Source organism: Thiovibrio sp. Mzg5 (assembly GCF_055379285.1).
The window spans coordinates 1,712,410-1,735,149 of record NZ_AP022872.1 but is presented as its reverse complement, the minus strand read 5'-3'; the positions used below and the strand labels follow the sequence as shown (position 1 = coordinate 1,735,149).

Annotated in this window: 21 protein-coding genes; 18 read left to right on the top strand and 3 right to left on the bottom strand. The window is 57.7% G+C overall.

All coding sequences use genetic code 11. The features are described from left to right. Positions 1-178 precede the first annotated feature (178 nt). The 4 genes from ACZ46D_RS07830 (at position 179) to ACZ46D_RS07815 (ending at position 5,222) form a co-directional block, all read left to right on the top strand. Complete coding sequence (locus ACZ46D_RS07830; RefSeq protein ID WP_464926898.1) at positions 179-1,549, top strand: M23 family metallopeptidase; 1,371 nt, start codon at positions 179-181, stop codon at positions 1,547-1,549. A 3-nt stretch (positions 1,550-1,552) separates the two neighbouring features. Then, positions 1,553-3,418, top strand: a complete 1,866-nt coding sequence (gene mutL, locus ACZ46D_RS07825; RefSeq protein ID WP_464926897.1) for a DNA mismatch repair endonuclease MutL — start codon at positions 1,553-1,555, stop codon at positions 3,416-3,418. 153 nt (positions 3,419-3,571) lie between these two features. Further along, positions 3,572-4,462 carry a phosphoribosylaminoimidazolesuccinocarboxamide synthase gene (locus tag ACZ46D_RS07820; protein WP_464926896.1) on the top strand — a complete coding sequence of 297 codons (891 nt, stop codon included), beginning with the start codon at positions 3,572-3,574 and terminating at the stop codon, positions 4,460-4,462. Positions 4,463-4,508: 46 nt separating this feature from the next. Further along, entirely contained in the window at positions 4,509-5,222 is a 714-nt protein-coding gene (locus tag ACZ46D_RS07815; protein ID WP_464926895.1) for a hypothetical protein, read from the top strand. Positions 5,223-5,235: 13 nt separating this feature from the next. Here ACZ46D_RS07815 and ACZ46D_RS07810 read toward each other — a convergent pair whose 3' ends face one another. From ACZ46D_RS07810 to ACZ46D_RS07800, 3 genes are all read right to left on the bottom strand, one after another. Further along, on the bottom strand, positions 5,236-6,174 hold the full coding sequence (locus ACZ46D_RS07810; protein WP_464926894.1) for a DnaJ C-terminal domain-containing protein: 939 nt from the start codon (positions 6,172-6,174) through the stop codon (positions 5,236-5,238). Between the two features lie 47 nt (positions 6,175-6,221). Further along, positions 6,222-6,632 (bottom strand): single-stranded DNA-binding protein, encoded by a 411-nt coding sequence (locus ACZ46D_RS07805; RefSeq protein WP_464926893.1) that lies wholly within the window; start codon positions 6,630-6,632, stop codon positions 6,222-6,224. 243 nt (positions 6,633-6,875) lie between these two features. Beyond that, entirely contained in the window at positions 6,876-8,015 is a 1,140-nt protein-coding gene (locus ACZ46D_RS07800; protein ID WP_464926892.1) for an SPL family radical SAM protein, read from the bottom strand. Positions 8,016-8,258: 243 nt separating this feature from the next. On the opposite strand from ACZ46D_RS07800, the gene ACZ46D_RS07795 reads away from it, so the two are divergent. From ACZ46D_RS07795 to ACZ46D_RS07730, 14 genes are all read left to right on the top strand, one after another. Then, complete coding sequence (locus tag ACZ46D_RS07795) at positions 8,259-9,383, top strand: hydrogenase small subunit (RefSeq protein WP_464926891.1); 1,125 nt, start codon at positions 8,259-8,261, stop codon at positions 9,381-9,383. Between the two features lie 3 nt (positions 9,384-9,386). Further along, positions 9,387-10,337: a hydrogenase 2 operon protein HybA gene (gene hybA / locus ACZ46D_RS07790; RefSeq protein WP_464926890.1), complete on the top strand. Its 951-nt coding sequence runs from the start codon at positions 9,387-9,389 to the stop codon at positions 10,335-10,337. 39 nt (positions 10,338-10,376) lie between these two features. After that, complete coding sequence (gene hybB / locus ACZ46D_RS07785) at positions 10,377-11,513, top strand: Ni/Fe-hydrogenase cytochrome b subunit (protein ID WP_464926889.1); 1,137 nt, start codon at positions 10,377-10,379, stop codon at positions 11,511-11,513. Between the two features lie 184 nt (positions 11,514-11,697). Further along, entirely contained in the window at positions 11,698-13,401 is a 1,704-nt protein-coding gene (locus tag ACZ46D_RS07780; RefSeq protein ID WP_464926888.1) for a nickel-dependent hydrogenase large subunit, read from the top strand. Between the two features lie 77 nt (positions 13,402-13,478). Then, on the top strand, positions 13,479-13,967 hold the full coding sequence (locus ACZ46D_RS07775) for a HyaD/HybD family hydrogenase maturation endopeptidase (protein WP_464926887.1): 489 nt from the start codon (positions 13,479-13,481) through the stop codon (positions 13,965-13,967). Positions 13,968-14,126: 159 nt separating this feature from the next. Beyond that, positions 14,127-14,801, top strand: coding sequence for a response regulator (locus ACZ46D_RS07770; protein ID WP_464926886.1), 675 nt, complete (start codon positions 14,127-14,129; stop codon positions 14,799-14,801). Positions 14,802-14,845: 44 nt separating this feature from the next. Further along, the gene (hypA, locus tag ACZ46D_RS07765) at positions 14,846-15,205 is read left to right on the top strand and encodes a hydrogenase maturation nickel metallochaperone HypA (protein WP_464926885.1); all 360 of its coding nucleotides are present in this window, start codon (positions 14,846-14,848) and stop codon (positions 15,203-15,205) included. A gap of 17 nt (positions 15,206-15,222) precedes the next feature. Then, the gene (gene hypB / locus ACZ46D_RS07760; RefSeq protein ID WP_464926884.1) at positions 15,223-15,975 is read left to right on the top strand and encodes a hydrogenase nickel incorporation protein HypB; all 753 of its coding nucleotides are present in this window, start codon (positions 15,223-15,225) and stop codon (positions 15,973-15,975) included. A 21-nt stretch (positions 15,976-15,996) separates the two neighbouring features. Further along, on the top strand, positions 15,997-18,267 hold the full coding sequence (hypF, locus tag ACZ46D_RS07755; protein ID WP_464926883.1) for a carbamoyltransferase HypF: 2,271 nt from the start codon (positions 15,997-15,999) through the stop codon (positions 18,265-18,267). 4 nt (positions 18,268-18,271) lie between these two features. Beyond that, on the top strand, positions 18,272-18,544 hold the full coding sequence (locus ACZ46D_RS07750; protein ID WP_464926882.1) for a HypC/HybG/HupF family hydrogenase formation chaperone: 273 nt from the start codon (positions 18,272-18,274) through the stop codon (positions 18,542-18,544). A gap of 18 nt (positions 18,545-18,562) precedes the next feature. Beyond that, positions 18,563-19,657, top strand: coding sequence for a hydrogenase formation protein HypD (gene hypD / locus ACZ46D_RS07745; protein WP_464926881.1), 1,095 nt, complete (start codon positions 18,563-18,565; stop codon positions 19,655-19,657). Then, positions 19,650-20,705, top strand: coding sequence for a hydrogenase expression/formation protein HypE (gene hypE / locus ACZ46D_RS07740; protein WP_464926880.1), 1,056 nt, complete (start codon positions 19,650-19,652; stop codon positions 20,703-20,705). Before hypD ends, hypE begins: the two co-directional genes overlap by 8 nt. A 160-nt stretch (positions 20,706-20,865) precedes the next feature. After that, the gene (locus ACZ46D_RS07735; RefSeq protein ID WP_464926879.1) at positions 20,866-21,168 is read left to right on the top strand and encodes a c-type cytochrome; all 303 of its coding nucleotides are present in this window, start codon (positions 20,866-20,868) and stop codon (positions 21,166-21,168) included. 42 nt (positions 21,169-21,210) lie between these two features. Further along, a complete protein-coding gene (locus ACZ46D_RS07730) occupies positions 21,211-22,668 on the top strand; it encodes a DUF3373 family protein (RefSeq protein ID WP_464926878.1) in 1,458 nt (485 codons plus the stop codon). Positions 22,669-22,740 lie beyond the last annotated feature (72 nt).

Below are 22,740 nucleotides of genomic sequence, written 5' to 3'. Positions count from 1 at the left end.
TCAGACGGTGAGGCTGTTTTGTCACCACGGCTTAAGAGCTCTGGAATCATGGGAAGGTTCATGGTATTATCGCGAAAATTTAAAGACGAGAGCGGGCCTGGGGGATGTCCCTGTGGGCCATGTTTGCCATATCAAAGAAGTCTCCTGCCGGGAGACGCTTGTATACGAGGATTACAGCATGAATCTTGACCCGTTTGATAAAGTGACAAAAAACAAGAGCGCACTTCCCTCGCTGATCCTTGTGGGGACGGGGTTGCTTGCCCTGACTCTGGCAACCTTCTTCTGGCTGGTGGGGGAGATGGAAAAGCCGCAGGTGGTGCTCAATGGGGATAGCGCCCACCTCGGCCTGAGCAGGCAGATATCCTTGGTGGCCAGCGATGCCAAGAGTGGTCTTTCTTCCATCGAGGTTGCCTTGGTGCAGGAGGGCAAGAAGGCGGTACTGCTCGAAAGGGCTTATCCCAGAGCGGGGTATTTTTCCGGGGCTGGGCCGCAGAAAGTCGAGGAGACCATTGAGATAACCCCCAAGGCCCTTGGCTTTAAGGATGGCTCGGCGGAACTGGTGGTGACGGTGGCCGATTTCTCCTGGTGGAACTGGCTCAGGGGCAATATTACCGTGCAGTCCACGGCTGTCACCATCGACACCAAGCCGCCGGTGATCAGCGTGATGGAGTCGCCCAAGTATATCAAGGGCGGCGGCGCCGGGGTGGTTATCTACCGGGTCAGCGAGTCGGCGGGCAGGCACGGGGTATTGATCAACGAGATCTTCTATCCTGGCTTTCCTCTGCCCAAGCGGGGCGAGGGGATCTATGGCGCCTGCATGGGGCTGCCCCACGATATCGCCGTGCTGGAAAAATCCTTTGTCGTTGCGGCGGATCTGGCCGGCAACGAGGCCAAGACCCCCTTTACCATGAACCTGCATGTGCGCAAGATTGTCAGTGACAAAATCACCATCAGCGACGGGTTTCTCTCCGCCAAGCTGCCGGAGTTTGCCAGTCACTATCCGGAGCTCTCTGGCACGCCCGTGGAGCAGTATGTCACGGTGAACAACGATATCCGGGCGGCTAATTACCAGAAGATTCAAGAGGTCTGCGCGAAATTCCGGCCCGAGCGCCTCTGGGATGGCCGTTTTGGGCGCATGGAAGGAAGCCCGCGGGCCGGATACGCCGACCACCGCACCTACCTGTACAACAACGAGAAGATCGATGAGCAGGTCCATCTGGGGGTTGACATTGCCTCGCTGGAGCATGCCAATATCGAGGCTGCCAATCGGGGCGTGGTGGTTTTTGCCGAGTATCTGGGAATCTACGGAAATACCGTTATCCTCGATCATGGCCAGGGGATCTTCAGCCTCTACTCCCATATGAGTCAGATTGATGTTCCGGTGGGCGCTATGGCAGAAAAGGGCTCGGTTGTAGGGCTTTCCGGCACCACCGGCATGGCGGGCGGCGATCATCTCCACTTCGGCATCCTGGTCAACGGAATCTTTGTCGACCCGCGGGAGTGGTGGGACGAGGAGTGGTTGAAACTCCACATGCTGAGCGTGCTCTAAGCCTTGTCCAGAATCAGAATTCTTCCGGAAAATCTGGCCAACCAGATCGCGGCCGGCGAGGTTGTCGAGCGGCCTGCCTCGGTGGTCAAGGAGTTGCTGGAGAACGCCATCGATGCCGGGGCCACTCAGGTCTCCATCCAGGTGGAAGGGGACGGCACCCGCCTGATCCGGGTGATTGATGACGGTTCCGGCATGGATCAGGATGATGTGCTCCTCTGTCTGGAGCGCCATGCCACCAGCAAGATAACCAGCCTTGCCGAGCTTGGCTCTATCCGTTCCCTCGGCTTCCGGGGCGAGGCCGTGCCCAGCATCGCCTCGGTTTCCCGGCTGCGGATTACCTCGCGTCTTGCGGGCCAAGCCTTGGGAACCCAGGTTGATCTTCGTTTCGGTAAGGTTCTCAAGGTGCATGAGATGGGGGGCAGCCCAGGCACCTCCTTTGAGGTTGCCGATCTTTTCGGCAATGTCCCGGCCCGGAAAAAATTTCTCAAATCCACCCGAACGGAACTGGCCCACATCGAAGAGGTGGTGAAGAATTACGCCTTGGCCCGCCCGGAACTGGGGTTTGCTTACACGGTGGATGGGCGCGAGATTTTGCGGTTGCCGACCGGGCTTGATACCCACCGGAGCCGAGCGGCACGGATTTTCGGTAAAGGGGGCGGCTCTCTAGTGGAGGTGGGGCCGCAACCCCTGAACGAGACCGAACTTGGGGTCTCCGGTTTTCTTTTGCCGCCGGATGCCCCTGCCGCGGCCCGGCTCAGGATCTTTGTCAATGGCAGGGCGATCCATGACCGGCTGATCACCCACGCGGTGAGCGAAGGGCTCCAGAACTATCTCATGAAAGGGCGGGGGCCGGGCGGGGTGATTTTTCTCGCTCTGCCGCTGGAAAGCGTTGATGTCAACGTTCATCCCACCAAGCAGGAGGTCAGGTTCCACAAACCGGCCATGGTGCACCAGGCCGTGGTCGCTGCGGTTCAGGCCGCCATGGCGGATTATCAGCAGACCTTGCGCCAGGAAATATTCCGGCCCGCTCCCGTTGGCTCAGGCGGGGTGCAGGCCCAAGCCGCCCCGACCGAGGCCTATGTCCCGGTCTCCGCACCTCCGGCGCCTGCGGTCCAGGAGGTGCTGCCGCTTTTTAAGACCGCGGCCAGGCCTGCTGAGCCTTCGTCTCTCCAAGCGACCCCTGCCGAGGAACAGAGTCCCGTCTTCTCGGAAAGCGGATTTGCTGGGCAGGCGCAGCATGGCCTTGAGGCAGAACAGCTTCAGACCATGTCGCCGGGGAAAAGCGCTCCTCCCCTTGGCGGGTTGCGTTATCTGGGGCAGTTGCTGGACACCTATCTGCTCTGCGCCACGGAAAACGGCCTGCTTGCCGTTGACCAGCATGCCGCCCATGAACGGCTGCTGTTTGAGACCCTGAAAAGGCAGTTTTCCGGCAAAAAGATCGCCCGTCAGACCCTGCTCTTCCCAAAGGTTCTGGAGTGCACCCTGGAGGAGATCCAGATTCTCCGCCAATATGGCGAGGAGATTGCCGCTCTCGGGGTCGAGATCGAGGATTTCGGCGGGGGAAGTCAGGTGGTGAAGGCCGTGCCTGCGGTGCTTGGCCGTTCTCCGGTGGAGGAGGTGATGGCTGGGATCTTTTCCCGCTTTGCCGAATCAGGCTCCGGGAAAGGCGGGGTGCGGGCCGAGGAAGTGCTTTCCGATATGGCCTGCAAGGCAGCGATCAAGGCAGGCCAAAGCCTGAGCCCCAAGGAAGCCGAAGCCCTGCTCGACGAGATGCAACGGGCCGAGGTTTTTTCCCATTGCCCCCATGGCCGACCGGTGGCCAAGAGCTTTACGGCTTACGAGATCAAAAAATGGTTCTATCGCGGGTAACTTATGCAACAGCAATGAAGCGGTGCTGCTGAATAAGTTACAAAAAAACATCGCGCAAGTGGTTGGGAAAATGTATTCTTTTTCGAGAGCATCCGGCATTCTCATGCCTCCGCCGCTGCTGCGCAGCTGTAATTTTTTGATAAGGAAAATCCCATGACAACCCCCATAACCCAAACGAATTTTGCCAATCTCCATCTGCTGCATCGCGGCAAGGTTCGGGACCTCTACGAAGTGAACGACCATCTGTTGATGGTGGCCTCGGACCGAATTTCCGCCTTTGACGTGGTTATGGATGATCCCATCCCCAACAAGGGCGCGATTCTGACCAAGCTTTCCCTGTTCTGGTTTGACTATCTCCAGCACATTGTGCCCAATCATCTGATTACGGCAAATGTTGCGGAATATCCGGCTGCCTGCGCGCCTTACCTGGAGCAACTCGCGGGCCGGAGTCTGCTGGTGAAAAAAGCCAAGCCCCTGCCGGTGGAGTGCATTGTCCGCGGGTATCTCTCTGGGTCGTTTTGGCAGGCATATAAAAAAGACCCCACCGTCTGCGGTTTTGCTTTGCCCGCCGGGATGCGGGAGTCGGACAAGTTTCCCGAGCCGCTCTTCACCCCCTCCACCAAGGCAGCGCTTGGCACGCATGATGAAAACATCTCCCTGGCTGAGATGGAAAAGATCGTGGGCAAGGAACAGACCGCGCGGATCAAGGATATCTGTGTGCGTCTCTATGTGAAGGCGGCGGACTATGCCCGCAGTAGGGGAATCATCATTGCCGACACCAAGTTTGAACTTGGCCTCTGCGATGGCGAGTTGATCCTGATCGATGAGGTGCTGACTCCTGATTCATCGAGGTTCTGGCCTCAAGACCAGTACCAGCCCGGCGCGGGACAACCGAGTTTTGACAAGCAGTTTCTTCGGGACTATCTTTCCACCCTCAATTGGGGGAAAAACCCGCCGCCGCCCAAGCTGCCACAGGAAATTATCGAGAAAACCGCTTCCCGCTATCGGGAGGCGCTGGTCAAGATAACCGGCGGAGATATTTAAAACTTACAGCTTACAGTTTTAAGCCCTGGTGTTACGAGGTGGTGTGATGTCGAGGCCCGTTGTCTGGGTCCTGAGCAAAACCGTTGCCCTCATACCGATGGTTTTTATCCTGTTCGGCCTTGCCGGATGCGGCTTTTCCGGAAGCAGCGCCAGCGATGGCATCAGGGATTTTTTCACTCCGACGGATGTCGGCATCATCCGCCACCATATGCATCTGTATCGCGTCTCTTTGCGGGATTTTACCGCGCGCCTGTACGCCAAGAACCCCAAATATGAGAAAGACCCGCTCCAGCAACGGCGGAAGATTGATTCCATTTTTGCTTCCCTGGCAACCGGGGAGCAGGTGTATGCCTACAAGCCTTCCCACGAGATACTCACGGCGGCGTTTCAAGGGGAGGGTGCCGAGCAGGATCGCGTATACCTGCTGAGCCTTGGCCTGTGGAAAAGTATCCGGGAGGCCTATGATATTCGGGAGGGGGATTTTTTTCTGAGCGGTCTCCAGGTTTCCCTGGAGCGGTTGCAGCGGCTCCATCATAATATCAGCCAAGTGAACTGGCGGCTGAAAACCTACAAGGATAAGAGCGGGAAACTATTGTTCGTCACCAATGAAGCCGGGAAGGACGGCTACCTCAATATGGGTTACGAGGTTATCATGACCCAGATTCTTACCCGCATTGAGGATGATATCATCATGCGGGGAGGGTTGCCGCAGCAATACATGTTCAAGATGTCCACGCTGTTTGTCGGCATCCTCATCTGAGGGGCGGCAACCGCTACAGTCCGGACTCCTTCAGTTTCTCCAGCAAATCCTTTTGTTCCTCCGACAACTCCTTTGGCACCGCCACCAAGATTTTTACCAGTAGGTCTCCCCGTGTTCCTCCCTGGCTGTCCGGCAACCCGTGTTTGCGAAGGCGCAGTTTTGCCTGGGGCTGACAGCCCGGCGGAACCTTGACCTTGAGCTGCTTGCCCTCCAGGGTGGGGACCGCCACCTCAGCACCAAACACGGCGGAGCTGTACGGTATTTGCAGGTCCATGGTGAGATGCGATCCTTCCCGGGTAAAGGTCGGGTGCGGTTCGACCCTGATCAGCAGATAGAGGTCCCCCGGCGGCCCACCCATGGGCGAGGGAGAGCCCTTGCCGGAAATCCGCAGTTTCTTGCCGGTCTCGATTCCGGCGGGAATCTTTACGGAAACCTTTTCCGCCGTAGAGCCGCGGCCAAGGGCGATGGTTTTTTCGGCGCCGGTCAGCACTTCATCAAGGGTGATCGGCAGTTCCAAGGAAAGATCAGTGCCCTTCACCTGTTGCTGCTGGCGGAAATCCTGAAAGCCATGGCTGGCGCGCCCCCCTGCCCCCGGCTGGCGGAACATCTCCTCGAAACCGCCCCCCCCACCGGAGCTCCGGAAGGTGGCGCGGCCCCCGCCGAAGTTGATCCCGAATTCCCGCAGGATATCGCCCAGATCGGCGTTGCGGAAAATGTCTTCCTGGGAATAGCGCTGCTGGAACCCGGCGGAGCCAACGGTATCGTATTGCTGCCGTTTCTCCTTGTCGGAGAGAACGGCGTAAGCCTCGCTGATCTTTTTAAACTGCTCCTCCGCCTCCTTGTTTCCCTTGTTGCGGTCCGGGTGGTGCTTGAGGGCAAGTTTGCGGTAGGCTTTCTTGATTTCCTCCGGGGAAGCGGTTTTTTCCACACCGAGTAATTTATAGTAATCCATACCTAGCCTGCCTGTTTGTCCTGGCGTCTGTCATTAAAAAGGGAACTCTAGAACGGAACATCATCACCCATGACCGGCTCGGGAAAAGGCTGATCGTTGTACTGCTGGGACTGCGAAGAATCTCCGCCGCTGCCCCGGGGGGAGAGCATCTTCATCTCCCTGGCCACGATCTCGGTGGTGTATTTGGTGTTGCCGTCTTTGTCATCCCACTTTCTGGTTTGCAATCTTCCTTCGATGAAAACCTTGGAGCCTTTTGACAGGTACTCCCCGCAAATCTCGCCCAGGCGGCCAAAGGCCACGATCCGGTGCCATTCGGTCAACTCTTCCTTGGTGCCGTCTTGCTTCTTCCAGGTTTCCGTGGTGGCTACGTTGAAGCTGGCGATGGCGGCCCCTGCCTGTGAGTAGCGCACTTCCGGGTCTTTGCCGAGGTTGCCGATGAGGATGACTTTGTTGACCATTTTTTCTCCTTATATTTTTGATCGGGTTTGCAAAAAAAGATGAGGCGCTGTCTTGATGGCCCGCCCATCATAACGGCTATTGCCTGAGCCTGCACCAACCTTTTCCGGGTGCGAAAACTCTGCCGTCTTCAGTGCGTGGCTGCAGAGTAAAGATATACCATAGTAAGGATGGCCCGTTTAAAAATCAACACCCAAAAGGGTGGCTCCCGGAATTGGCGTCAGCCCTGACTGACGCCCTCGGACTCAGGGCGGGCCGCATTTTGTCCGGGCAGCCAGATCGAGCATGGCGGGCAGCCCGCCCCTCTCTTCCGGGGAAAAGCCGAAGACCTCCCGCCAGATTTCATCGCTCTCCATGCAGAAATAGAGGCAGGTATCCGGGTCCAGGTGGCGGGAGAGATGGTGCGCCATGTGGTGGTACATCTCCGTGCGCAGCGGGCGGAAGTAACGGAATTTGTTGTCCAGTCCCAGGATAAACTCTTCATGGAAAAAGCGGGATCTGGGAAAACGTCCGGTGGCAATGTTTTTCAAGGCGGGGAGAAAACGCAGCGCTCCCATGCTGATCCAGACAATGCTTGCCGCCGGTACCGTGGCAAAGAGCCGGTCTATGGTCTCTTGGTAGCCCTTCTGCCAGCCGGGGTGATAGATGAGCGGATCAAAATGAAAGGCCAGTTTGTAGCCCCAGGCGGCGCACTGGGCCGCCGCGGCCAACCGCTGGTCCAAGGTGGCGGTGCGCAGCTCTTCCTTGGCCATGATTTCCGTGCTGTTGAGCGACCAGGCCATGATGGTGCGCCCGCCATGCGCGCAGTGCTCAAGGTTATCCAGGGCAACCGCTTTTGATTTCAGTTCAAGCACCGCGTTGGGCTGATCTTTAAAAAACTCAATGAGGATTCGGCTCAAGCCCGTGACCCGGTCCAGGGCCATGGAGTCGGTAAATTCGCCGGTGCCGATGCGCCGGAAAGTCTGCGGGGATTCGGCAAAGGTGGTGGTGAGCTCGGCCAGCAGATCATCGATATTCACAAAAAAAGAAAGCCAGGGATTGTTGAGGTAGGCTTGCAGGATGCAGTACACGCAGTCCATGGGGCAGTTCATGCCGACATTGAGGACCTGGTAGTCGCAACAGCGGTATTCCCTGGTCGCGGGGCAGGGCTTGAGAAAACGGCCCCGGTTTTTGCAGAGGACAAGATGCTTTTTTCCGCTGGTGAGGCTGTGGGGGCCGGGAATGGCGGCGGAAAGGTCCGGGCCGGAACGGGGCGGAATAATTTGCACATCCCGGCCCGGAAGATTGGCCAGGATGTTTTTGGTGAGGGGCAAATCCCGGCAGTCATCCTCCACATAGACATGTTGGATAATGCTGGCCGGATCAAGGTGGAAGGTCTGAGGCATGGTGTTGGGCTTCCCTGGTTGTGTTTTGGTTGCGGCACCATACCGTAAAGAATCTGGACGGCCAACGAGAAAATTCTTGACCCCCGGCGGAAAATTGCACTACCATTTTCTAGGTGTTTATACCCAGTTGTATCGTGCTTGACTTGCGGCAGGTTTTTATGATGCAATGATAAGCAATCTTTTGAAGTTCCGCTGTTACTTGGAAATGGGGCTGATACCCCACACACGCAAAAGAGGCGAACGATGAAAGAGCAGGATTTTTCCAGGGTCAGAGAGCGTCTGAACGGGATATCGCGTCGTGATTTTATGAAATTTTGCACGGTGATCGCCGCTGGCATGGGGCTTCCCCTTGAGGTCGCGCCGCAGATCGCGGCGGCGATCACGGCCCCGCAACGCCCCCCGGTGATCTGGCTTTCCGGTTCGGCCTGCACCGGCTGCACAGAATCGTTGCTACGGCCCTCCCACCCTTCCCTCGAGCATCTTATTCTTGACCTTATCTCCCTTGATTATAATGAAACCCTCAACGCCGGGGCCGGGCATCAGGCGGAAGCGGCGTTGCAGGCCTCGATTAAGAAGAATGCCGGTAAGTTTATCCTGGTGGTGGAAGGTGCCATTCCCGTCAAGGACAACGGGGTGTACTGCATGATCGGTGGCAAGCCTTTCAGCGAAATCGTGCGTGATACCGCAGCCAAGGCTGCCGCTGTTATCGCCATCGGTTCCTGCGCCTCCTGGGGCGGGGTTGCCGCGGCAAAGCCAAACCCCACCGGCGCCATCGGCGCACCGGAGTTTCTCAAAGGCAAGACCGTGGTGACGATTCCCGGTTGCCCGCCCAATGCCTATAATTTTCTTTCCACTGTGATCCATTTCCTGACCTTCAAAAAATTGCCCGCCCTGGATGAAAAAGGCAGGCCGAAATTCGCCTATGGCCGTCTTATCCACGAAAATTGCGAACGCAGGCCCCATTTTGACGCAGGCCGCTTTGCCATCAAATTCGGCGACGAGGGGCATCGGAAAGGCTATTGCCTGTTCAAGCTCGGGTGCAAGGGGCCGATGACCTTTGCCAACTGCCCGGCCATCCTGTTTAACGAGGTCGGTCCAGGCGCCTGGCCTGTGGGTACCGGGCATCCCTGTTTCGGCTGCACCGAAGAAGGGGTGGGTTTTAATATCCCCCTGCATACCCAGGCCGACCTGAAGTACATCACCCCAGGGGCCGCGTATCCGCACATTGTCACCGAGCGGGGAGAGGGCGCCTCGGTGGGCGCGGTGGCCCTTGCCGCCGGGGTGGCGGGCGTGGCGCTGGGAGCCGGGGTGGCGGTTGCCAAGAACCTTGGCAAGACCGGGCAAGGGTCTTCGTCAGAGGGAGAATAGGCCATGAAGATACGACGCAGGGATTTTTTAAAAGGGGTTGCGGCCAGCGGCTTGCTGCTCGCCGCGGAGCAAACCCCGGCCCAGGCCAAACGGGCCCGAAAGGATCTGCCCCCCAATGCCGTTGGTATCCTGTACGATTCCACCCTCTGTGTCGGCTGTAAGGTCTGTGAGCATGCCTGCAAACAGGCGAACAACAAGCCGGTGGAGCACACCAACCCCAAGGAGCCGATGTGGGATGATCCCCAAGATCTGTCCTCTAAAACCTTAAACATCATCAAACGCTACGGTGTTGAGGGGCAAAAAGACTCGGTCGCTGGTTTTGCCTTCATCAAGCGGCATTGCATGCATTGCATTGATCCCGCTTGCGTTTCGGCCTGTCCGGTTTCGGCGCTGGTGAAAAATTCCGAGAACGGGGTGGTGACGTACAACAAAAAGGCCTGCATCGGCTGCCGTTACTGCCAGGTGGCCTGTCCCTACAATATTCCTAAATTTGAGTGGGATTCGCCCTTCCCCGAGATCACCAAGTGCCAGATGTGTGCCCATCTCTTGGCCAAAGGCGGGATTTCCGCCTGTTGCGCCGCCTGCCCCACCGGCGCCTCCCTGTTCGGACCGGTGGAAAAGCTGCGGCTTGAGGCCAAGCGGCGGCTGGCCATGGCGCCCGGAGAGTATTACGATTTTCCGGTGGCCAATATTGAATCCACCGAGGTGCAGCAGCACCGGGCCGGCGGTTACATCAAGCATGTCTATGGCGAACGGGAGCTCGGCGGCTCCCAGGTTCTCTATCTGGCCGGGGTGCCCTTTGCCAACCTAGGCCTGCCCGATCTGCCCGAGGATTCCTATGTGGCCCTGGCGGACGGCATCCAGTACGCCATTTATAAGGGTATGGTCTATCCCCTCGTGGTTCTGGGCGGTCTGATCTACATTATCCGGAACAGGGAAGAGAAAAAAGAGTAGGGGCGCAAGCCCTGGCTTTTCACGGAAAGGAGTGTTCCCATGCAGGAAAGACAAGCATTAGGAGGCAAGGTGCTGACCGTGCCCTTCAAGGTATGCGCGGCTATCGTGCTTATCGGCCTTTTTTTCATCGGCAAACGTTTTATCTTCGGCATCGGTTCGGTTACCAACATGAACGACGGCTATCCCTGGGGGATCTGGATCGCCTACGACGTGGTGGTGGGTACGGCCCTTGCCTGTGCCGGGTATTCCATCGCCCTGATCGTCTATGTGTTCAACAAGGGGGAATACTCGCCTCTGGTGCGGCCCGCCCTGATGACCAGTATGTTCGGTTACACCCTGGCCGGAATCTCGGTTATCTTCGACATCGGCCGTTATTGGCAGGCTTACAACATCTTCCTGCCCTGGCTCAGCAACCTGCATTCGGTCATGTTTGAGGTCGCCCTCTGCATAGGCACCTATATTCTGGTGCTGTGGATGGAGTTTGCCCCGGTTCTGTTGGATAAGTTCAAGGCAGACCAGTTGAAGGCCAGGCTCAACCGGATCATCTTCGTCTTCATCGCGCTGGGCATCCTGCTGCCCACCATGCACCAATCCTCGCTGGGCACCATGATGCTCATGGCCGGGCACAAGCTTTCCCCCCTCTGGTGGAGCGGCTTTTTGCCCCTGCTCTTTCTCATCACCGCCGTGGTCATCGGCTATGCCGCGGTGATTTTTGAGTCCCTCGTTGCCGCCATTGCCTTCAAACGGCCCATGGAGATGCATCTGCTCAGCAAGATCTCGGCGCTCATGCCCTGGTTGCTTGGCCTCTATCTGGTGGTCCGCATCGAGGATGTGAACCTGCGCGGCTATCTGCCCCTGGCCTTTGACGGAGGACTCCTGGGCAACCTCTTTCTCCTGGAAAACCTGCTGTTCCTCGCCGCCCTGCTGATTCTGGCCTATCCCAATAACCGGCAGAGCCCGCAGCTGCTGTTCATCGCTTCCTGCGCCATGCTGCTGGGGGGGAGCATGTATCGGTTCAACACCTATATTGTCGGCTTTGATCCCGGCACCGGTTGGCGGTATTTCCCCTCGGTGCCAGAAATGTTCATCACCTTCGGTATCATCGCCGCCGAGGTGATGGCCTATCTGTGGTTTGTCAAAACTTTGCCGGTATTGCCCAGACTCACCAAGGCATAATGCATATTTGAAAGATAAATTATAACTTCGGGCCGGAAAGGTTCCGTAAACCACGAAACGTAACTGTTCAGCAGTGTCGCAGGTGCGCGGAAGAGGTCTGTGAAATGTGCTGTTGCACATGAGCAGGCCGATGACAAAGCAGATGCGGTGCTGCTGGGCAGTTACACCTGAAGGAGAGATGTTCATGGCTAAGAGAATCGTCGTTGATCCCATCACCAGAATCGAAGGGCATCTCCGGATTGATTGCGAGATTGATAATGGCCGGGTAACCAAGGCATGGTCGTCCGGCCAGATGTGGCGCGGAATCGAGTTGATTCTCCAGGGCCGCGACCCTCGTGACGCCTGGGTGTTCACCCAGCGGATCTGCGGGGTTTGCACCACGGTGCACGCCATTGCCTCGGTGCGGGCCGTGGAGAATGCCCTGGGGCTGGAGGTGCCGCTCAATGCCCAGTACATCCGAAACATGATGATCGGTGCCCATGGGATCTTCGACCATATTGTTCATTTTTACCACCTCTCCGCTCTGGACTGGGTGGACATCGTTTCCGCCCTCAAGGGGAGTCCCAAGGCGGCGGCCGCCCTTGGCCAGCAGCTTTCTCCCTGGCCCCGCAACAGCGAACAGGAAATCAAGGCGGTGCAGGAAAGGCTGAAAGGCTTTGTCGGCACCGGCCAGCTTGGCATTTTTGCCAGCGGTTACTGGGGCCACCCGGCCATGAAACTCTCCCCGGATGTCAATCTGCTTGCCGCCACCCATTATTTCCAGGCCCTTGAGTACCAGAGACAGATCAATAAGGTGGTGGCCATTCTCGGCAGCAAGACCCCGCATATCCAGAACCTGGCCGTGGGCGGGGTGGCCAACCCCATCAACCCGGACAGCCAGTCCACCCTGACCATTGAGCGGCTCTATTACATCAAGACCCTGATTGACGAGATCGGGGATTTTATCAAGAATGTGTACATGGTCGATGTCGCTGCCATAGGCGCTTTTTATGCGGATTGGACCAAGTACGGGGCCGGGGTGACCAATTATCTCTCGGTGCCGGATATGCCCCTGGACACCAAGGGAACGGCATTTGATCTCCCCGGCGGCTACATTGGTGATGGCAATGTGGGCTCGTTCAAGCCGATCACCGGGTTCAACGACGATTTCTTCAAGCAGGGGGTCAAGGAGGGGATCAAACACTCCTGGTACAAGGGAGACTGGGACCGCCATCCCTGGGAGGAGGAGACCGTGCCCCAGCACACCGAGTTCCAGGATAACGGTAAGTATTCCTGGGTCAAATCCCCGACCTTCAATGGTAAGCCGGCCCAGGTCGGCCCGCTGGCCAATGTCTTGTGCATGTACGCGGCAGGGCACGGTCCGACCAAGACGTACACCGACGGTCTTTTGCAAACGGTGAGCAAGCTGGCCGGGGCCAAGGTCGGGATTGACGCCCTCCATTCCACCATTGGTCGCCATGCGGCACGGGCGGTGCGCTGCGCCGTGCTGCACGATTCCCTGCTTGGTCAGTGGCAGGCTCTGATGGACAATATCGGCAAGGGGGATTATACGACCTTCAACCAGCCGGTGTTCCCGAAGGGCGAGCAGCGCGGGGTGGGTTTTCATGAGGCACCGCGCGGGGTGTTGTCCCACTGGGTCGTGATCCAGGACGGCAAGATCAAGAATTATCAGTGCGTGGTCCCTTCCACCTGGAACGCCGGTCCCAGAAACAATAAAGACGCCCCTGGACCATACGAAGCCTCGCTGGTCGGTAATCCGGTGGCTGATCCGGAAAAACCCCTGGAGGTGTTGCGGACGATCCATTCCTTTGACCCGTGCCTGGCCTGCGCCATCCATCTGCTGGACCCGGAGAGCCGGGAAATCGTTACGGTCAGGACCGCTGTATAAGAAAGATTGTTGCTTGGATTAACCATTGAAAACAGGCCGCCCCGGGTATCGGGACGGCCTGTTTTATAAGGAGGGGTATGTCTCTTAACATTCTGGTGCTTGGCGTGGGAAACGTGTTGCTTACCGATGAGGGTGCGGGAGTACGAGCGGTGGAGCAGCTCAAGCGCCAGTATGTTTTTCCTCCCCAGGTGGAGCTCATCGATGGCGGCACCATGGGCCTTGACCTCCTGGGGTATCTTGATGACAAAACCCATCTGTTCATTGTGGATGCAATCCTTTCGACGCAACCTCCTGGTTCGGTGATCATCGAAAAATTGCTCGATCCTCCCGCCTATTTCCGGCAAAAAATTTCCCCCCACCAAATCGGGCTTTCCGAGCTTCTGGCCGTTGCCGCCATGCAGGATTGTCTGCCTCCAGCCATCACCCTTTTTGGTATTGTCCCCCTTGATCTCTCCACCGGCATAGAGATGTCGCCTGCCGTCACCGCTGCGGTTGACCACGTGGTTCTGGCCGTGGCGAAAGAGCTTGGTCTGCTGGGAATCGAGGTGGGTGCGGCAAGCCGTTAATCCGTTTTTCATGGTTGCCGCCGTGTATCGTCTCTGGAAAAAAACTTGATCCTGACCGGCAAATAGTATTGTATGAAAACTCTACCTGTATCCTGATGCGGCATGTAGGGCAGGCACGTGCGGTTGTGTGGCTCAGCTGCTTTTTTTCAAGGGGAAAGGATGGCGAAGATCGCGGTTTTTGTGGCGGATGATCATTCCATCGTCAGGGAAGGGTTGCGGCAGATGCTTGTCAGAAGCCGCGACCTTGAGCTGGTTGGCGAGGCGGCGGATGGCGAGGCCGCTGTCAAGGAGATCCGGAGATTGCAGCCGGACGTGGCGATCCTTGATATTGCCATGCCCATGGTCAGCGGCCTTGAATGTATTCCCTTGATTAAGCATGATTCTCCCGACACGGCAATTGTAATTCTGTCGATGTTCGCTCGCGAGATGTATGTGCATCAAGCTCTGGCCGCCGGAGCCCTGGGCTATGTGTTAAAAACCGCGCCCTGGGACGAGGTTTTTGAAGCGGTGGGGATGGTGGCCCAGGGCAAGTATTTTTTGAGCCGGGAGATAAATTCCGACCTCATCTGCGGGTACCTCAATAATGGAGAGCGAAAAACCGCCGAGTCGAGCAGGTACGATCTCTTGTCCGAGCGGGAACAGCAGATATTCAGGCTGGTCATCGAAGGCAATCCTACAAAATCCATAGCCGAGCTCCTGTGTCTCAGCCCTAAGACAGTAGAAAAGCACCGTTCCAACATAAGTAAAAAGATCGGCATGAGCGACCCGCTGGCTATGCTGAAATTTGCCATGAAGATCGGGGTGGCCGATCCCGAACTCTGGCCGGATTCATAAAAAGCAGGGCTTGCCTCTCTTGCCTGGAAGAAACTCCGGGCATCGTGTATCATCAAACAATGCATGAAATGTCGCTGGCTGTAAGCATTGTTGAACTTGTTTCCGAAAAGGCGCAGGCCGTCGGGGCGTTGAAGATCACGGCCATCGAGCTTGAGATCGGGAAGCTTTCCGGTCTGATGGCAGAGGCCCTTGTCTTCTGTTTTGAGGCCGCCGCCCGCAACACTCCGGCTGAAGGGGCAGAGCTTCTGATCCGAGAACTTGACGGTCGCGGTAACTGCTTGACTTGCGGCCATTCCTTTGTTGTGGATTCCCTGCTCGGCCAATGTCCGCAATGCGACGGGTATGCAGTGGAGACCGTGCAGGGCAGGGAATTGAAGGTCGTATCCTTCACGGTTGACGAATAAGAAGAATAGGTGGAACCATGTGTGATTCCTGCGGCTGCAGTCAGCCGGAGAACAGCGTAACCGTAAGAAGGCCGGGGCAAGCCATGTCCGGACCCGCGACGGCAGGGCACCACCATTCGCATCAGGGCCGAGTTGTGGAGGTGCGGGAGGCGGTGCTCGGGAAAAACGACGGGATTGCCGCGCATAACCGGGATTTCTTCAGGGAAAAGCGGATCGTGGCGCTCAATCTGGTCAGTTCTCCCGGCTCGGGCAAGACTACAATCCTGGAGCGAACCATCCGGGAGTTGCGGGGCGAGATCCCCATGGCGGTCATCGAGGGGGATCAGCAGACCATGCTCGATGCCGAACGGATCGATGCCACCGGGGTGCCCGTGGTTCAGGTAAACACCGGAGCCGGCTGCCATCTTGACGCGGATATGGTGCATCAGGCCCTGCATCAGCTGGAGCTGGCAGAGAACTCCCTGCTTTTTATCGAAAATGTCGGCAATCTGGTTTGCCCGGCCATGTTTGATTTGGGCGAGGCGGCCAAGGTTGTGATCATCAGCGTCACCGAGGGGGAGGACAAGCCCCTCAAATATCCGGCCATGTTTGATGCTGCCAGCCTCTGCCTGATCAACAAAACCGACCTTCTTCCCCATGTGGATTTTGATGTGGCCCGCTGCCGGGAATATGCCCTGCGGGTGAACCACCATCTGGAATTTTTTGAGATCTCCGCCAGAACCGGCGAGGGCATGCCGGCTTGGCTGGCGTGGCTGCGTCGGCAGCTCTGACGTTTGGGCGAAAGAGATTTCATGCCAACCGAGCGCTGGAAGATATCGGTCAGCGGCATTGTCCAGGGTGTCGGCTTTCGGCCCTTTGTTTTTCGGTTGGCCAGAGAACGCGGACTGACCGGCTTTGTGGCCAATACCCCGGAGGGGGTTGCCATTGAGGCCCAGGGCCAGGCTCCGCAGCTTGAGGATTTTCTTGCTGCCCTGCGGAAAGAAGCGCCCCCCCTGGCCCAGGTCAACGAGATCGTTTCTTTCCCCATCCCCCTGAGCCAGGAGGGCGAATTTGTCCTTCGGCATTCGGCCAGTTCTGGCCCGGTTTCCACCCTGATCTCCCCCGATGTTGCTGTGTGCGAGGCCTGCCTGGCCGAGTTCTTCAGCCCGTCTGACCGCCGTTTCCGCTATCCCTTCATCAACTGCACCAACTGCGGCCCCCGCTATACCATTGTCGAGCGTATCCCCTATGATCGGCCCCATACGACCATGCGTGGGTTTATCATGTGCGCACCCTGCCAGCGGGAATACGATGATCCCGGAAACCGGCGATTCCATGCTCAGCCCAATTGCTGCCCCGATTGCGGGCCGCAGCTCAGTCTGGTCTTGGCGGATGGGCACCAGGTGGCTGAGCGGGATGGGGCGCTCAACGAGGCAGTTCGACGGTTGGCGGCAGGCGAGATTGTGGCGGTCAAGGGGGTGGGCGGTTTTCATCTGGCGGTGGACGCAGCCAACGGCCAGGCAGTAAGGCGTCTGCGGCAGAGGAAAGGGCGGGAAGCCAAGCCTCTGGCGGTCATGGTTGCCGATCTTTCGGCGGCCCGCAAGATCTGTCGGCTGGAGGTTTTAGAAGAACAGGCCCTTACCGGTCAGGAGCGGCCCATTGTTCTGGCTGCCAAAAAAGAGGGGCATGGCTTGGCGGAAGAGGTCGCGCCGGGATGCGACCAATTCGGCCTCATGCTGCCCTATGCGCCGCTCCACTATCTTTTGCTGCAGGGATCGGCGCAGGCCTTGGTTATGACCAGCGGTAATCGCAGCGAAGAGCCGATCTGTATTGGAAATGACGAGGCGGTGCAGCGTTTGGCCGGGATCGCCGACTCTTTTCTTCTGCATGACCGGGGTATCCACCTGCCCTGCGATGATTCGGTGGTTGCCCTCCAGGCCGGAATGATCCGTCAGGTTCGACGCAGCAGGGGTTTTGCTCCGAAGCCTATCGTGATTGAGGGAACCGGAGCAATGGTTCTCGGAGTGGGGGCGGAGATCAAGAACACTGTCTGTCTGCTCAAAGACAACCAGGCTTTTTGCAGCCAGCACATTGGGGATTTGAAAAATCTGGAGGCTTACCGGGTTTTTCAGCAAAGCCTCGGCCAGCTGGGAGCTCTTTTTGAAATCAGCCCGGCCTTGATCGTGCATGACCTGCATCCCCAGTACCTCTCCAGTCGTTGGGCCAAGGAGCAGAAGGGGCTACCCACCTTGGCCGTGCAGCACCACCATGCGCATCTGGCCGCCTGTCTGGCCGAGAACCGGCATGATGGCCCGGCCATCGGCATTATTCTCGATGGGACTGGGTACGGGCCCGACCAGACCATCTGGGGTGGCGAGGTTTTGTTGGGAGACGCCTGCGGTTATCAGCGGTTTTCCGCTCTGGAGGCCTTGCCTCTGCCGGGCGGAGATGCCGCGGTGCAGGCCCCCTGGCGAACCGCGCTGAGTTATCTCCATGCTGCTCATGGCGCGGCGTTGCCCGACCTGCCCTTTATGGCGGGCCACGAAGGTGGGGTGATTCTGGCCATGGTGCAAAAAGGGGTGAACTCTCCCCTGACCAGCAGTTGCGGCAGGCTTTTTGATGCGGTGGCCGCCATGAGCGGGGGTAGACAGATCATCCAGTATGAGGCCCAGGCCGCCATCGAGCTGATGCAGACTGCGGGCGGCTTGCTTGGTGAGGAGGTATTTCCCTGCGAAGTCTACGCAGAAGATGCTATGCTGAAAATCTCGGTGCGTTCCTTGATCCGGGCGGTGGCCCAAGCCGTGCAGACCGGCATGGCGCAAAGAGAAATCAGTCGCAGGTTCCATGGTGGCCTGGTTGCGGTTTTCACTCGGGTGGCTGAGGAGGCGCGACGCCGGGAAAAGATTAAGACCGTGGCCTTGAGTGGCGGCGTTTTTCAGAATCGATTGTTCCTGGAGGGGATGGTGGCCTCTCTGGGGCGGGCTGGGTTCCAGGTGCTGGTTCACAAAGAGCTGCCCTGTAATGATGGTTGCATTTCCTTGGGGCAGGCCGTGATCGGTCGGCAAGCACTGAAAAAAGGGTGATGGTATGTGTCTGGCGATTCCCGGCAGGGTGGTGGAAATATTTCAGGAAAATGGCCTGCTCATGGGCCATGTGGACTACAGCGGCACGGTCAATAAGATCTGTCTCGAGTATGTGCCGGAGATCGCGGTGGGCCAATACACCGTGGTGCATGCCGGCTTTGCCCTGTCGGTGCTGGATGAGGAAGAGGCGCGGCTGAGTTTCGCGGCCTGGCAGGAATTGGTCCAGGCCGTGGCGGCCCAGGGCACGGATATCTTTGGGAAGCCGTTGGAGAAGTAAGGAGGTGCTTGTCTCCCCATGAAATTTGTTGATGAATACCGCGATCCGGCCCTGGCCGGGCGCCTTTTGGAGGAAATCCGGCAGACCGTGACCCGCCCCTGGGTGGTCATGGAGATCTGCGGCGGTCATACCCATGCCATCATGAAAAACGGGCTGGATCAGCTTCTTCCCGCCCAGGTGGAACTGGTGCATGGGCCGGGTTGTCCGGTCTGCGTGACCCCGGTGGAGACCATTGACCGGGCGGTGGCCATCGCCGCCAGACCCGAGGTGATCTTTACCAGTTTCGGCGACATGCTCCGGGTGCCGGGCAGCAGTTCCAGCCTGTTCATGGCGAAATCCGCCGGGGCCGATGTGCGCATGGTTTATTCGCCGCTGGAAGCCGTGGCCTTGGCCCGGCAGAACCCCGAGCGGGAGGTGGTTTTTCTGGCCGTTGGTTTTGAAACAACAGCGCCGGGCAATGGTATGGCCCTGTTGCAAGCCAAACGCGAAGGGCTGACCAACTTCAGCCTGCTGGCCAGCCATGTTCTGGTGCCCCCCGCCATCCGGGCCTTGCTCTCCTCGCCCGGGAACCGGGTGCAGGGTTATTTGGCTCCGGGGCATGTCTGCACCATCATGGGCTGGCAGGAATACGAGCCCCTTGCCGAGGAATTCCGGGTGCCCATCGTGGTCACCGGCTTTGAGCCCATCGATATCCTCGCCGGTCTGCTCATGGTTCTCCGTCAGCTTGAGGCGGGGTGCCATGCGGTGGAAAACCAGTACGGCCGGTCGGTGAGCCGGGAAGGCAACAAGGCGGCGCAACGTGTTTTGGCTGAAGTGTTTGTGGTGCGCGATCGCCCTTGGCGGGGAATCGGGGTGTTGCCTGCCAGCGGCCTGGTGATCCGGGAACATCTCGCTGCCTATGACGCCGGGCGGAAGTTTGCTGTGGAGACCATCAAGGTGCGGGAATCGGAACTGTGCAAGAGCGGCAGCGTGTTGCAGGGGTTGATCAAACCCGACAGTTGTCCGGCCTTTGCCAGAGAATGCACCCCGGAGCATCCCCTGGGGGCGACCATGGTCTCGGGCGAGGGTGCCTGCGCCGCTTATTACAAATATCACAGGACGCGTCATGACTAATGTGAATCCGGAAGATTTTAGCTGCCCCCTGCCCATCATGGAATATGAAACGATCCAATTGGCGCACGGCAGCGGTGGTCGGCTGTCCGCCGAGCTTGTCAGCCGGTTCTTTCTGCCGCGCTTCGGCAATGAAACCCTGAACCGGCTGGAGGATCAGGCGGTGGTTGATTTTCCCCAAGGGCGTTTGGCCTTGACCACCGATTCTTTTGTGGTTGATCCCCTTTTTTTCCCAGGGGGCGACATCGGCGATCTGGCGATCAACGGGACCGTGAACGATGTCTGCATGAGCGGCGCCACGCCGCTTTATCTGGCTGCGGCTTTTATCCTCGAAGAGGGTCTGCCCATGGCCACCCTGCATCGCGTCCTGCTCTCCATGGAAAAGGCGGCGAAAACCGCCGGAGTGCAGATCGTGACCGGGGACACCAAGGTGGTCAACCGGGGCTGCTGCGACAAACTCTTCATCACCACCACCGGGGTGGGCCGGGTGCCGGAAGGGGTGAACATCTCCGCAGCCAATCTTAAGACCGGGGACAAGGTCATTCTTTCCGGCTCCATTGCGGACCATGGCATGGCGATTTTGACCAGCCGGGAGGGGCTTTCCTTTGCCTCCCGGGTGCAGAGCGATACGGCCCCCTTGAATGATCTGGTGGAACAGATGCTGCTCGTCTCCCCCCGCATTCATGCCATGCGCGACCCCACCCGGGGAGGGCTTGCCACCACGCTCAATGAATTTGCCGCCGCTTCCCAGGTGGGCATCATGCTGGAGGAGGCAGCCGTTCCGGTGCGGCCCGAGGTGCGGGGCGCCTGCGAGGTGTTGGGTATCGACCCGATGTATGTCGCCAACGAGGGCAAGCTGGTGGCCGTTGTTCCGGCGGAGGTTGTCGATAAGATGGTGGCTGCCATGCGGCGCCATCCCCTGGGCCGGGAGGCCCAGGTTATCGGCGAGGTTGTTGCGGACAACCGGGGAATGGTGGCCATGCGCACCGCTCTTGGGGCGCACCGGATTGTCGACATGCCGGTGGGCGAACAGCTGCCCAGAATCTGCTGATCTGGCAGCAAAAAGCGCCGACCTTGGAGAAATAAAGGATTGGCGGCAGGTAGAGAAATAAAAAAAGCAGATGATGGGTTGACTTTTTTTCAAGTAACCATGTATAAACTCTCAGGAAACAGGATTTCTGTTATCAATTTTTACAAAGGGAGGTGAGTTGGTGCAGAAGCGAATCGTAACAATGTTGACAGCAATGTCGCTGATGCTTCCGGCTGTCGCTTTGGCGGCCAGCGGGGATGCGCTCTTTTTACAGAGCTGTGGCGCATGTCATAAAAAGGGAGGCAAGGCTGCTATCGTAAACCCTGCCGACAAGGCAGGCAGTGTGTGGGAAAAATTCTTTACCCGTGGACGTCATACGGCTGATATGGGCATGAGTGATGCAGACCTGCAGGCGGTGGTGAAGTATTTGGTGTCGCACGCAGCCGACAGTGATCAACCGGCAGCCGCGGTTATTCCTAAATAATTCACTGGCGAAAAAAGATATTCACTGGGAGGAGGAGAATAAGTGAAAAAGATTTTATTGACCGCAGGTGCATTACTGGCCTGGACAAGCTGCGCCGCTGCAGGAGCAGGTGGCCAGACTGTAGCCATTCCGGTAGAAGACTATAAGGCGATTTTACAACGTCTGGACACCTTGCAGAAGCGTGTTGACCAGATGGAGAAAGCCGAGAGCCCTTCCGGTAAGGCAGCTTCCGCCGCCATGCCGAGCAAGTTGGCCAAGGATGTGGAAAACATCTTCGATACTCTGGACAAGGTTGAAACCAAAACCTTGAAAGATCGGATCAACCTGGGCGCGGAGTTGCGCACCAGGGTAGACAGTTTTAAGTTGAAGGATGATCAAATCCTTGGGGTTGCTGGTGGTGTAGGCACTGACCACAATGATAATTACTGGACCAATCGCTTTCGGTTGAATCTGGATTCTGAGATCCGGAAGAATCTGCTCTTCACCGGTCGTGTCACCGCCTACAAGAATTTTTCTAACCAAGGTCTTACAGCTCAAAATGATGCCAGCCAAGCCCATGTTCCTAGCGACTCCAGCCTAAAGCTGGACAGAGCCTATGTGGACTGGATTCCAGAGGGCATGCCCATTCCGTTGGCCTTGACCTTTGGCCGCCATCCCTCTTCCGAAGGTCCACCTTCCGAACTGAAGGAAAACCGGCTCCGCCAGTCCACCTACCCGTCCCTGTTGTTTGACGGCGAGGCGGACGGCGTGGTGGCCACCGTTGGTCTCGAGCGGTATCTGGGCTGGAAGAATTCCGGTATCCGTTTTGCCTACGGCAAGGGCTATCAGGACTCTAACACAGCTGTGAGTTACTTGGATAACGGGAGCCACCCGTATGATGACATCAATGTCTATGCCATGTTCTTTGAAACCGAGATTCCTGGCGTGCGGGACAGTCTGTTGGTCTTGAGCGCTCTACAGGCAACAGATATAAATGGCATGAGTGGGGGCGGCGACAAGATAGGCGATATGAGCCTGTACGGTGTTCATGCCCAGGCCAATAACGTTGCGGATTCCGGCTTTGATATCTTCCTTTCCACTGGCATTAATCAAACGGATCCGAATGGACGGACATTTATAGGTGCGGGGGGTGCCACAACTGGGCTATTGAATAATGATGGAACAAGCGAGCATACTGGTTGGTCGGTGTACACCGGTTTGCGCTACAACATCCCCTATAAAGCATGGAACAACCCCAAGGTCGGGTTTGAGTACAACCATGGCAGTGAATATTGGGCCAGCTTTACCTGGGGACCCTCGGAGCTGTACAATAAGCTTGCCACCCGTGGCGATGCCTATGATTTCTACTACCTCCAGCCGTTTAACGACAACCTCTTTGGCCGCTTGGGTTACACCCATATAAACTACGATCATGGGTCGATGTCTCAGGTGTTTGGTGAGCCCGGTGATTCCGTGGCCGAACTGGACAATATTTACTTTTTGCTCGACGTGCGCTTCTAAAGCGAGAGCAAGACTGTTTTGTTATACGAGGGTGGCCGTCTGGCCACCCTTTTTTTTATTTTTTATCGAACA